Source organism: Leptolyngbya subtilissima AS-A7, from assembly GCF_039962255.1.
Classification (GTDB): Bacteria; Cyanobacteriota; Cyanobacteriia; order Phormidesmidales; family Phormidesmidaceae; genus Nodosilinea.
The window spans coordinates 321,933-334,039 of the sequence record NZ_JAMPKY010000004.1 but is presented as its reverse complement, the minus strand read 5'-3'; the positions used below and the strand labels follow the sequence as shown (position 1 = coordinate 334,039).

Sequence of the window (12,107 nt, the reverse complement as noted above, 5' to 3'; positions counted from 1 at the left end):
CTAGCTAAAGGATACGCGGGGGACTTCTTTGACTTCGGGAGTGCTTTCTTCAAGCAGCTGAGCCGAGTTGAAATTAAAGCTGCCCGCGATCAGATTGCCGGGAAACATCTCCCGCTGGGTGTTGTAGAGGGTGACAGCGTCATTAAACGCCTGGCGAGCAAAGGCGATGCGGTTCTCAGTGGAGCGCAGTTCTTCGATTAGCTGGGCCATATTTTGGTTGGCCTTGAGGTCGGGGTAGGCTTCCGACAGCGCAAAAAATCGACCCAGGGTGCTGTCGAGCATGCCCTCGGCTGCTGCCAGCTGAGTCATCGCTTGCGGATCGCCGGGAGCCTGAGCTGCCTGACGGCTGGCACTCATAGCACTGTTGCGGGCGTTGATGACCGCCGTCAGGGTTTCTTTCTCGTGGGACATATAGCCCTTGACGCTCTCCACCAGGTTAGGAATTAGATCGTAGCGGCGGCGCAGCTGCACATCGATTTGGGCATAGGCATTTTGGTAGCGATTGCGCCCAGTCACCAAGCGGTTATAGAGATTGACAAAAAAGACCGCCCCAATCAGTAGGACAGTCACCAGCAATATCAGTACCCCCATGGGCAAGTCCTCAAAAACGGCATCGTACCGTTAGCTTGCCCAGGCCCTAAGGACGCGTCGCAGAGTTAAGAAAAATTGTGTTTAAGAGGGATGAATTGAAGATTTTAGGCTCAAGGGTGAAGGTGATTTTTGAATCAAGAACACTCCCTAGTTGAATGGGCAAAGTTTGCGCACCTATTCAACAGAAGCCTGACGATAAACTCATCCGACGCCCAGAAGTCACTCTTTCCTGGAAACATCTCAAAATTATTTTTCTAGCCCTAAACCTTGAACCTTTCACCCCAGCGTCTTCGCTCCTAACTGCCCGATCGCGCTAGGGGTTCCGACGGCGGAAATGGCAGCGGCCGATACCACTGGGGCCGGGTTTGGGGGAACGGTGAAGGCTGCGTCAGCTGCTGTTTGACCTGGTTGAGGTCTTGGTTGAGCTCGCGAATGCGGCGCGAGAGCAGGCGAATCACGTTAACTGCAATACCGGGGGTTTCGTCGATGGCGTCGTAGAGCTGCTGCTGGGTAAGCACCAGGCAGGCGCAGGGCTCTAGGGTGGTAACCGAGGCCGATCGCGGCTCGGCATCAAACACCGACATTTCGCCAAAGCACTCGTCTTCTTTGAGCTGGGCTACTTCCTGACCGCCGATATGCACACTGACGCGGCCCGACACCACAATGTACATAGATCGCCCCTCCTGGCCTTCGGTGATGATGGTGTAGTTGCTGTCGTAGAACACCTCATCCATTACCGAGGCCAGCCGCACCAAAAAGTCGTCCCGCAGCTCCTTGAACATGGGGACGTTGCGAATAAATAGGAGACGTTCGACGCTGTTTAACATACGGGGCTGCTTGACCTAGGGGGGCGACGGCGGGGGAACGGGGCAGGATGCGTCAGCTAGCGGAAGGGCTCGGCTCCAGATTATAAGTATTGATCAGCTGTTTGACCTGAGCTAGCACCAGCGGGTCGGCGTCTTGCTCCATCAGGGGCAGCAGCTCCCGCAGGGCGCGGGGCGACGCCACGGCTAAGTAGGTCAGCACAGCCTCGCGCACAAAGCCAGTGGGGTGCTGAAGCGAAGCCAGAGTATGCTCGGCGGTGAGATTCCACCGCTGCACGCGGGCCAGGTGAAAGCAGCAGGCGATCGCCCAGTCTGACAAAAAGTTGCGCAAGTCGAGCAGCTGACGCAAGCGATCGCGGGGCGGCATCGGCCCGTAGGCTATCAGCGGTGTAGATAGGGCCAGCAGCTTCAGCTTGTCGGCATCTAAACGGCGATCGAGCAAGATCAGAATCGACCGTTTGTTGGCCACATCCACCACGTTATCGAGAATTTCGATGCCCCTGGCCCATTGGGCAGCCGACCCGCTGAGGCTTACCTGGGCCGCTTGAATGGCAGTGGCGGGCGACACAAACCGCAGCAGCATAAATAGCCGCTCGGTGGCATCGGCCTGCAGCCCGTCGAGGGCCTTGCGCAGCAGGTCAGCCTCAATCCCCTCAACCCGGCTGGGTGCCAAATCGACCTTGGCAGCCAGCATCTGCCCGGCAAAGGCCAGCTCCGTATTCAGCAGCTCTTCGATGCCGCTGCGGCCCAGCATGCGATCCAACGCCTCGTCGATCAGAGCCGATCGCTTCACCCCAGACTCCTGGTACAAGCTGAGCAAAATCCGCAGAATATGGCGGCGGGTGCTGCCCCAGGTGGTGACTAGGTTTTGAATTAAAAATTCCAGGGCAGGTACGGTGCCAATGTTGCCAATTACCTGCCAAGCCTGGTTGCGCAGAATTTCGGGACGGTAGCTGTCGAGGGCCAGTTCTTGCAGCATGGGCAGAGCCTCGTTGCCCAGGCGGGTGAGGGCGGTAACAGCGGCTTCGCGGGTTGACTTGTATTGGAGCGCCTTAAGCAGCGAGGGGTAATATTTTTTGTATTGGGTAGCGGCGATCGCCTCCAAAATCGCCCGCCGCACCCGCAGCGAGGAGTCTTGCAGCAGATCGTCAATATAAATGCTGAGTGATTCCATATAGTCGGCCTCACCCAGGGCGCGGCAGCCCATTACCCGCTCCCGCTCTTCGTCGTGCACCAGCATTTTGCGCAGGGTGGCGGTGGCCTCGGCCCGCTCCTGTAGGTTGCCCCGCCGCAGCATGAGAGAGGCCGCCGTGCCCCGCACTACCGCATCCACCTCCGGCGGCAGGTAGGGGCGCAGATCGTTGATGTCAAAGCGCTCCTGAGCCAGCCACACGTAGCGCAGGGCCAGGGCCAAAATTTCGGGAGCCTGGTTGGGCACCTCTAGCATTTCCTGCACCTGGACGGTGTAGGCGGGGTTGGGATACTCCAGCATCGCTTCCAGGCTCTGGCGTTGGAGGGCCGGAGGTAACTCGGCCAGGCGAGGCGCCAAGATCTCGCCCACGTTTTTGGGGTCAATGTGGCTTAGCAGCTCAATGCACGATCGCTTGTTGGCGTCCAATCCAGGCTTTTCGAGCTGTTCAATAAAGGCGCGCTTCAGCACCCGCAGGTTGGCGTCAGAGAAGGTCAGCAGGCCGCGCTCGGCTCCCCGCACCAGCAGGTTGAGGTAGCGCGATCGCAGCATCACCATAATCGCAAACCACACCAGCGCCGCCACCACTGTGCTCAGCAAAAACAGCCGCGCCTGCACTAGGGTATCCACCAGCCCAACGCGATTGCAAACGGCGATGGTGACCAAAATGGCCACCCCCGTGCCCCCCATCGCCAGCGGCTCAGCAATCCCACCCACCCACGACTGCACCGTGCTGCGCACCTGGTCAGGAATCGGCTGAAACAGAATCGGGCGTGTGGTAGCTACCAACGTATACCGTAGCCACTCATCAAAAAATTTCAGCACGATCAGCCCGATAAACATGACCACCAAGCCTAGCCGCAGAGGGTAGCTGCCCACCAGCGTAGTCACGCCAATCGCTACAATCACCGAGGGCAGCACCAGGGCCACCTTAAACACCCCCTCCCGCTCGATCAATCGGCTGGAGGTAAACCACTGGGTGAACAGCTCAATCAGCCCCAGCAGGCCGCTAAAGAAGCCCAAAAAGACCGCGATCGCATCGACATCGAGGCTGGTTTCTAGCTGGTTGAAGAACTGAAACTCAATGGAGAACAGCAGCATCTGGGCCAACACAAAAAACGAAAACAGCAGCACCACGTACTGCTGGATTGGCCCCTGGAGCCGCTGACGCGATCGGAAGCTCTCCACTGACTCAGCGTCTTCTGCTTGACGGCGGGGTGAATCGGGAAAGGCGTGCTCGTAGCTGCGGCTGAGGTGGTACAAAATAGCCGCCCCCGCCACCATCACCACAAAAGCAAGCAGCATAACGTTTTGCAGCCCAATCAGCTTGAGCAGCAGGTATACCGAAAAACCACTAATGACATCAGCCACCAGGTTGCCGCTGCTGATGATCGGATACGCCCGCTTGATTTCGCGAATATTGAACAGCTGGTTGGCGGTCACTGATAGGTTGAGGTCGTTAAGCCCATAGATAGCCTCAATCCACAGCCGCATCGAAAACACCATGGGGGCTGCCAACAAGGGCACCGTTAGCCCCCAGCGAAACCCCAAAATTGGCACGGCCATCAGCATGGCGATAATTACAATTACCCGGCGCAGCGGAAACAACCGCTGTAGCCAGGAATAGACCACGCTTAGCCCTAGCCCCACCCCAGCGCTAAAGATATAGATCCACGGCAGACTGGCTGCCCCATAGGCATCCAAAAATAACGCTGCCGAACTTACCTCTAGCCACAAAATGCCCATGGAGGTGGCGGTGTAAAAGGCAAACATGAGCAGCGTGCGCTCTTCTTCCCCAGGGCGCAAGTTGATCAGGTCGAGAAAGCGCCCCTTTAGGGACTGAATCTCTTTAGCGGGGCCAGATAAGCTCATGCCAAATGCAGTGACGGTAGGCTAGTGCCTCAAGGATACCCAATCTGGGGGATGTAGGCGGGCTTTGGGGGTTTGTGAAGCCAAGCTAAATAGAGATGTAAGGATGAGATGGGCGGAGGGAGCCAGTGCCTGTTTGCATTATCGGCACTAAAGGAGCAACGGCGTTGTTTGCCTCTCAGCCAGGCGATCGCCTATGCAAAACGTCTCTAAAGAGAAAAGGGTGAGGAAGCTCAGCGTTTTGTTAGGAGAAAGGGTGGATAGGTGCAGGAGGGATGTTTTTAAGGCAGGGATTTTCGGGATAGTATTGAGGTTTGTTAGTTTTGAAAGTCTCGCGAATCAGCGCTGGTGCTGAAACCTTTTACATCCCCAGGCCCTATGGTTAACCCTTCTATTCTCCCCAGTTCGGCTGTGGCTCCTCAGCAGGCCATCAAACACACCCTCTCTGTACTGGTTGAAGACGAGGCTGGGGTGCTGAGCCGCATCGCCGGTCTGTTTGCCCGGCGCGGGTTCAACATTGAGAGCTTGGCGGTGGGGCCGGCCGAAACCTCAGGCATCTCTCGCATCACCATGGTGGTGCCCGGCGACGATGCGGTAATTGAGCAGCTCACCAAGCAGCTCTACAAGTTGATCAACGTGCTCAAGGTCAATGATGTCACCGATACGCCCTGCGTTGAACGGGAACTGATGCTGCTCAAGGTCAATGCGACCAGTACCAGCCGCTCTGAGATCATTGAGTTTGCCCAAATCTTTCGGGCGCGGGTGGTAGATGTGTCTGAAGACTCTCTCACCCTAGAGGTGGTGGGCGACCCCGGCAAGATGGTAGCGATCGTGCAGGTGCTCAACCGCTTCGGCATTCGCGAAATTGCTCGCACCGGCAAAATCTCTCTGCCCCGCGAGTCGGGAGTCAACACTGAGTATCTCAAGTCTTTGGAACGAAAGTTTCAGTAGTGAAGTAAGGCGGGTCTGAAGGTTGAGCTGCCGGCAGGTTGAAGCGTTAAAAACTTCATGACTGGTAGCTTATTGACCGTCAGACTCGCTGACCGGCTAGTTCCCTTGTTCGCCAAACGAATTCCTATGTCTACCCAATCAGCTATTCCCGTCGTGGTCAACGGAGCCTACGGCAAAATGGGCCGCGAGGTCATCAAAGCTATTGATCAAGCCCCAGACATCACTCTGGTGGGGGCGATCGGCAGAAATCCTGAGCTGATGGGCCAAGACATTGGCGAAGTAATTGGTTACAAGCCCCTAGAAGTGCCGATCATGAATGACCTGGAGGCAACCCTGGTTGCCGCTCAGAGCGAGGGCTTGGCGGTGATGGTTGACCTCTCGCATCCCGATAGCGTGTATGAGTCGGTGCGGGCAGCGATCGCCTACGGAGTGCGTCCTGTCGTTGGCACCACCGGCCTGAGCAACGCGCAAATTCGCGACCTGGCAGAGTTTGCCGACAAAGCCAGCACTGGCTGCCTAATCGTGCCCAACTTTTCCATTGGGGTGGTGCTGATGCAGCAGGCCGCTCAGCAGGCCGCTCAGTACTTCGACCATGTTGAGATCATTGAGCTGCACCACAACCAAAAGGCCGATGCCCCCAGCGGCACTGCCGTACAGACCGCCCAAATGCTGGCGGAGGCCCAAAAAACCTTCAACACTCCGTTGGTTAAAGAAACTGAGACTATCCCCGGAGCCCGAGGTGGCACGACTCCCGAGGGCATCAACATCCACAGCGTGCGGCTGCCGGGGCTGATTGCCCACCAGGAAATCTTGTTTGGCTCCCCAGGGCAGCTCTACACTCTGCGCCACGACACCAGCGATCGCGCCAGTTTTATGCCCGGTGTGCTGCTCTGTATTCGCCGAGTAATCGCCTTAAAATCGCTAATCTACGGGCTGGACAAGGTTCTCTAACCCAGAGGGGTTTGCTAGCTGGCGCTGCTGCCGGACGTTCTGGCGCGATCGCACCCGTTGAATCAGCGGCAGACCCACAAAATAGCTTGCCACTCCCGCCACTAAACCCACTACTGTGCTGCCCAACATCAGCCGCGCCGACACTTCAGTGCCCATATCCATCCAGCTTTTGAGGGTGTCGAGGTCATCAAAAGCCTGGGTGGCACTGCCCCCCAGAAGCCACAGCCCCACCTGATAGTTAAAAGCGAAAATAGGCACGTAGGTGAAGGGGTTGCTGATCCAGGTGGCCGCTGCCGCCATCATGCGGTTGCCCTTTAGCACCGTAGCTACGGCCACCCCAATGAGGATTTGAAAGCCAAATAGAGGAAAGCAGCCAGAAAATATTCCCGAGGCCATACCCCGAGCCAGCTGTTCGGAAGTGCCCTGGAGCCGCAAAAACCGCAGGTATAGATAGCGGAGCTGCCGCCGCCACTGTGGTTGAGTCGTTTTTCGCATCACGGGTTTGGGGTCGGGGGTCGATTCGGTTGTAGGCGTAGTGATCATAGACGGGGGTATACCAGAGGCTAAATTCCCCAAGAACCCAGGGGAAGAAAAAGATAGGGACAGCTCAACGGTCAGGTGGGTAGCCATTCCTCAAGGCTTGGTAGGCTACCCCTTAGTAAGCAGAAAAACTCAGCGGTAGAATCTTAGAGGCACGTAAAGATTCTTTTCTATTCTACCCAGTAGATCGGCGCTTTATCAGACTCGCCCCAGGCTTCAACATCACTTCACCTTGCAGGATAGATGCTATGAATGGCGCTGCCGCTCAGCAAAGGGCGTTACCCTCAACAGTTCAGGGCGAGACAATCGCGGCGATCGCTACTGCCATTGCCCCCCAGCAGGGCAGCGTCGGCATTGTGCGGCTGTCTGGAGCAAAGGCCGTGGCGATCGCCCGCGAACTATTCCATGCCCCCGGCAAACAACCCTGGGAAAGCCACCGCATTCTCTATGGCCAGGTGCGCGACCCCAGCACTCGGCAGCCAGTGGATGAAGCGCTGCTGCTGCTCATGCTGGCCCCTCGTTCTTATACCCGCGAGGATGTGGTGGAGTTTCACTGCCACGGCGGGTTGATGGCGGTGCAGCAGGTGCTCCAACTCTGTCTGAGCCAAGGGGCCAGGCTGGCAGAACCGGGCGAATTTACCCTGCGGGCGTTTCTGAATGGGCGGCTCGATCTCACTCAGGCAGAGGGGGTAGCCGATCTGGTGGCGGCCCAGTCAAATCTGGCGGCGAAGACAGCCCTGGCCGGAGTGCAGGGCAAGCTCACCCAGCCCATTTGCCAGCTGCGCTCGACCTGCCTCGACGTGCTAGCCGAGGTAGAGGCCCGCATCGACTTTGAAGACGACCTGCCGCCGCTAGATGAGAAGACGGTGCGATCGCAGTTAACCGCCGTGCTGGCAGAGATCGAGCGCATACTGGCCACAGCAGAATCGGGAGAACTGCTGCGTACTGGGCTCAAGGTAGCGATTGTGGGTCGTCCCAACGTGGGCAAGTCAAGTCTGCTCAATGCCTGGAGCCGCTGCGATCGTGCCATTGTCACCGACCTGCCCGGCACCACCCGCGATGTGGTGGAGTCGCAGCTAGTGGTGGGCGGTATCCCCATTCAGGTGTTGGATACGGCGGGCATTCGCGAGGCCAGCGACCCAGTAGAACAAATGGGTATTGCGCGATCGCGCCAGGTGGCCCAGGGCGCAGATCTAGTGCTGCTTACCATCGACGCTGCCGCCGGGTGGACGGGCGCCGACCAACAGCTCTACGAGTCGGTACAGAAAACTTCTCTAATTCTGGTTGTTAACAAAGTAGATCTAGTCACTGCCGATGTTGTGACAGATCTCGTTTTTCCGGGGAACTTGCCTGTGGTCCATACCGCTGCAGCCCAGCAACAGGGCATTGATGCCCTAGAACGCGCAATTCTCAACGCGATCCACGCCGACCAGCTCACTACATCCAATTTAGAGTTCACCATTAACCAGCGCCAGGGAGCCGCCTTGACTGCGGCCCGCAATGCGCTCCATCAGGTGCAGCAAACCATTGAGAATCAGCTACCACTAGATTTTTGGACGATTGATTTAAGGACTGCGATCGCGGCCCTAGGTAGCATTACCGGCGATGAAATTACCGAATCTATGCTGGATGAAATCTTCAGCCGGTTCTGCATTGGCAAGTAATTCCGTAACCTTGAGGAATTATTCTGTTATAGCTATCACGGTCGTCCCTACGCTCAGCTACTCCTGGCTCAATGCGTTAGCTACGCTTCCCAAGCGAGTCCTGCGGGATTAAGCCCTACCGCCTTTTCATCGCCAGGGTCAGACCATCGGCGATGGGAACTAAGCTGGCGACGACGCGATTATCGTTGTGGATCGCCTCATTGAGGCGGCGCAGGGTGTTAGTGCGGCTGTCCTGCACAGCGGGGTCGGCTACCTGGCCCGACCACAGCACATTGTCCAGTGCAATGAGGCCGCCGGGGCGCACCAGCTGGAGCACCTGCTCGTAGTAGGTGGGGTAGCCGCTTTTGTCGGCGTCGATAAAGGCAAAGTCAAAGCTGTTGGTTTCGCCCGCTTGAATAAGCTGATCTAGAGTTTCGGTGGCGGGGGCAATGCGCAGGTCAATTTTGTGGGCGACCCCAGCTTTTTCCCAGTAGCGGCGGGCGATCGCTGTGTACTCCTCACTCACATCACAGGCCACCAGCTTGCCTTCCGGAGGCATCGCCAGCGCCACTCGCAGAGCGCTATAGCCCGTAAAAACGCCGACTTCTAGCGCCTTGGTTACCCCCAAAAGCTGCACTAGCAGCGCCATAAACTGCCCCTGCTCGGGGGCAATCTGCATCTGGGCCATGGGGTGCTGAGCGGTTTCCTGGCGCAGAGCAACGAGCACTTCGGGTTCATGTACCGAGTGATCAATCAAGTAGCGGTAGAGGCGATCGTCGAGGGGCAGAGTTTGATTGCTCATAGCAACTAGGCAGGGGCGCAAAAGTACAGCATCGACCTGAGAAATTGAGAAGAAAGTCAGGGGTTTTGTTAACCCAGGTCGCAATCTGATTTACCATAGCACCGCACAGCTCTGGCCCTCGCCCTCACGTTGGGATAGGTCCTAGGCCCACGGGAGGATACTGCGATGGACGCGGATTCGGTCGTGCAAGTTTCAGCCATGACCGGCTGGATTATTGGCGTCAGCCACAACAAAGACCGAGGCTACCAGTGCTGGATTGTGAAGCCTGACCTGGATGTGCTCAGTGACGGCACTTTCTACACCACCAGCAGTGCAGCCATGTCGGCCGGGCGATCCTTTGTGGAGCGCTACCGCTAGCAGACCAAGCTTTAACCCATTGGGCAGACACAGGATTTTGCTAGAGAGCAATAATCCCTGACGCGACCTCTCGGCAAGCGAAGGTCATGTCCATTCCGCAGGTTTTAGGCGGTGGTTTTTAGGATAGATTTACTGCGATCGCAAACTTCCCCCCTATCTCTGCGCCACTGCTGCTCACGCCACCCCGTAGCGGGCACATAGCACCCGTCTCATTTGCCGCATGTTGCCCGGTAGGTCGGTTTTAATTGCCTGCTCAATTAAAAATGTTGGTACCGGAATCGTCGGCGCGGCTTGCACCGAGTAGGTCAGCAAAGTGCCCTGGTTAAAATCTTGCAGGTGCAGATCCGCCGCGAAATGGGAAAAGGTGCCCTGCTCTAGGCGAAACTGAATAGCTTCGCAGGCCGTTTCAACTACCTTAAGGTAAATTTCGACTTGGGCCGTCAGCAGCATAAACCCCTTGCGTCCCACTTGGTAGAGACGGCGATAGCGCTGGGTGGCGGTTTTTACGGTCTCTAGAACTTCGCTGTGCACAATGTTAGGAAAATATTGAGTCCAGCAGCTGTAGTTGGTTACCTGAGGCCAAATCTGAGGGCGCGCTAAAGGCACGTACATGTGAGCGGTGACAGCGCCGCTGGTATTGCCGATTGGCGACTGGAGCAATACGTCTCCCCGAAGCAGCGCCACTTGGTCACTGGGAGAAAACTGGGCGAGAAACCCATCCTGCCTGACCTCGTGGATACCTTGAGCTTTGCTAGTAACCATTGCTCTATTCCTCCTAACGATGCGATCTGGTGTTGATATCAACAGCCTGTGAGCGCCTGCATAGGCTGTCGGTGGCTGTCTGACCCGGAGCGATCGCAAACCCCGGTCCTGCCCGCTACCCTAATAAGGGCTGCGGCATCTGGCCCATGCTAGCGCTGTATCGCTTGCTTTCCTATTAAAGGTCAGACAGTTTTGTAGCGTAGGGGGGACGGTAGTATCATTACGGGGCTTTTACCAATGCCCCTCAGTATTCCCCCGTAGCCTAGTCATAGCTTTACAAACGGAGACATTGCCGCCATGGGCCGTCGTCGCTACCCACTACAACCTCTAACTAAACTCTTTTTAGCAGCCTTAGGCGTGACCGCCATTGTATGGGTTTTACGGGGCCTGTCGCTGCTGGCTTTTCTGCCGGGTCTGGTGATCTGGCTACTAATTTTGCTGTGCTTTGGTCTAGGCATTGTCAGCAGCCTTCAGCGAATTCGTTAGTGGCTAGCAGCGCGTTGTAGCGATCGCATGGCTCTTTATATAAGCCTGAAAAGATTTGGCAATCAAAGCATCAAAATACAGATAAACGAAAGGCCTGGAGCTCGAAAAATTACGTCCAGCTCTCCCAACAAACTGGCACACCCCCATCGGAATCGGTATGGCTCAATTCCGACGCTTGATTTTAAAGGAATCGAAAGATGGTAGCGGCGGTGTGGGTATAGACCGCTCCCGAGGGCGATGAACGAATCCCCGATGGCGCAGAACGCTGAGGTTGACCTGAGCTCCTACCGGCACCAGCAGAATCAGCCCATACAGCGTCCCCAGGTTGAGACCAAGCACTAATAGGAGGTCGTAGGCGATCGCCTGTTGGTTCAGCCAGCTTAGTCCCCAGTGCCGCAGCCCCAAAATCCCTAAACCCAGGACTAAGACGACCTTGACGCCAGGCCATAGCCCTAGACCGGGTAGCCTGCGCTGCGGGACAAGTTTATATACCAACGCCAGACCAGCGACCTCAACCCCAACAGCTAACAGCCAACGCCCTAGCCAAGTTAAGGCATTCCATCGGCTAGCAACCGCTGCCGCGTCGGCCGTACTGCCTACTAAGCTAAACACTAGCCCCGCTACTCCTAGACCTAGTAAAGTGATTCCCCAGGGCAGCAGTCGGTCGCGCCAGCGAGCCAGGGGGGTGAGACTACTGCCCGCGGCCACTGCCACCAGCTGCATCAGCTTTTGAGTGCCGGCAACTAGACAAAGCCAAGCCCCCAACCCAACCAGACCTAAACCCCAGAGCCCAGGAGCAGGGGTGGGTGAGGTAGCAGCCATCCCCAGCATGGTTTTGAGGCCGTGGGCCAGCGCACCGAGGGGAAGCAATAGACTTTGCTCGCTGTGGAGCAGCACAAAACTGAATCCCAGTAGGCCCAGCAGCCAGAGAAATGCGATCGCAGCGGTGACCTCCGCCCAGCGCGATCGGGCGGCCTGTTGCCGCACCTCACGCCAGAGTTTCCCGCTGCCGTAGAGGGAAAGAGTTCTGCCCCAGAGGGCAGGGCTTAGATAATGCAAAAACCGCTTCATCATGGCCCCTATCTTGCCATAGGCCTCCGTGTTTAGGGCGCGTAGGAAGTTAGCGGCAGGCGATCGGTCAA

Annotated in this window: 12 protein-coding genes; 5 read left to right on the top strand and 7 right to left on the bottom strand. The window is 57.0% G+C overall.

Translation table 11 applies throughout. From position 1 onward, the window contains the following. The 3 genes from NC979_RS11170 to NC979_RS11160 form a co-directional block, all read right to left on the bottom strand. Positions 1 to 591 carry a LemA family protein gene (locus NC979_RS11170; protein ID WP_190520636.1) on the bottom strand — a complete coding sequence of 197 codons (591 nt, stop codon included), beginning with the start codon at positions 589 to 591 and terminating at the stop codon, positions 1 to 3. Between the two features lie 296 nt (positions 592 to 887). Continuing rightward, positions 888 to 1,418: a Crp/Fnr family transcriptional regulator gene (locus NC979_RS11165; protein WP_084173493.1), complete on the bottom strand. Its 531-nt coding sequence runs from the start codon at positions 1,416 to 1,418 to the stop codon at positions 888 to 890. Between the two features lie 52 nt (positions 1,419 to 1,470). Continuing rightward, positions 1,471 to 4,476, bottom strand: a complete 3,006-nt coding sequence (locus NC979_RS11160) for a HEAT repeat domain-containing protein (RefSeq protein WP_190520634.1) — start codon at positions 4,474 to 4,476, stop codon at positions 1,471 to 1,473. 375 nt (positions 4,477 to 4,851) lie between these two features. Here NC979_RS11160 and ilvN point away from each other — a divergent pair, with 375 nt between their 5' ends. Continuing rightward, the gene (gene ilvN, locus NC979_RS11155; protein ID WP_199289820.1) at positions 4,852 to 5,424 is read left to right on the top strand and encodes an acetolactate synthase small subunit; all 573 of its coding nucleotides are present in this window, start codon (positions 4,852 to 4,854) and stop codon (positions 5,422 to 5,424) included. Between the two features lie 126 nt (positions 5,425 to 5,550). Then, entirely contained in the window at positions 5,551 to 6,375 is an 825-nt protein-coding gene (dapB, locus tag NC979_RS11150; protein ID WP_190520632.1) for a 4-hydroxy-tetrahydrodipicolinate reductase, read from the top strand. Here the strand turns inward: dapB and NC979_RS11145 are convergent. After that, entirely contained in the window at positions 6,346 to 6,918 is a 573-nt protein-coding gene (locus NC979_RS11145; RefSeq protein WP_242024069.1) for a DUF2062 domain-containing protein, read from the bottom strand. The genes dapB and NC979_RS11145 overlap by 30 nt on opposite strands. 245 nt (positions 6,919 to 7,163) lie before the next feature. Here NC979_RS11145 and mnmE point away from each other — a divergent pair, with 245 nt between their 5' ends. Then, entirely contained in the window at positions 7,164 to 8,579 is a 1,416-nt protein-coding gene (mnmE, locus tag NC979_RS11140; RefSeq protein WP_190520630.1) for a tRNA uridine-5-carboxymethylaminomethyl(34) synthesis GTPase MnmE, read from the top strand. A gap of 115 nt (positions 8,580 to 8,694) precedes the next feature. Here mnmE and NC979_RS11135 read toward each other — a convergent pair whose 3' ends face one another. Further along, complete coding sequence (locus NC979_RS11135) at positions 8,695 to 9,360, bottom strand: class I SAM-dependent methyltransferase (protein ID WP_190520629.1); 666 nt, start codon at positions 9,358 to 9,360, stop codon at positions 8,695 to 8,697. Between the two features lie 165 nt (positions 9,361 to 9,525). Here NC979_RS11135 and NC979_RS11130 point away from each other — a divergent pair, with 165 nt between their 5' ends. Continuing rightward, on the top strand, positions 9,526 to 9,717 hold the full coding sequence (locus NC979_RS11130; protein WP_190520628.1) for a hypothetical protein: 192 nt from the start codon (positions 9,526 to 9,528) through the stop codon (positions 9,715 to 9,717). Positions 9,718 to 9,891: 174 nt separating this feature from the next. Here NC979_RS11130 and NC979_RS11125 read toward each other — a convergent pair whose 3' ends face one another. Next, complete coding sequence (locus tag NC979_RS11125; protein ID WP_190520626.1) at positions 9,892 to 10,479, bottom strand: SRPBCC family protein; 588 nt, start codon at positions 10,477 to 10,479, stop codon at positions 9,892 to 9,894. Between the two features lie 357 nt (positions 10,480 to 10,836). Between NC979_RS11125 and NC979_RS11120 the strand changes: the two genes are divergently transcribed. Next, complete coding sequence (locus NC979_RS11120) at positions 10,837 to 10,965, top strand: hypothetical protein (RefSeq protein WP_255524838.1); 129 nt, start codon at positions 10,837 to 10,839, stop codon at positions 10,963 to 10,965. A gap of 162 nt (positions 10,966 to 11,127) precedes the next feature. Here the strand turns inward: NC979_RS11120 and NC979_RS11115 are convergent, their stop codons facing one another. Then, on the bottom strand, positions 11,128 to 12,039 hold the full coding sequence (locus NC979_RS11115) for a YihY/virulence factor BrkB family protein (RefSeq protein ID WP_190520622.1): 912 nt from the start codon (positions 12,037 to 12,039) through the stop codon (positions 11,128 to 11,130). Positions 12,040 to 12,107: the final 68 nt, after the last annotated feature.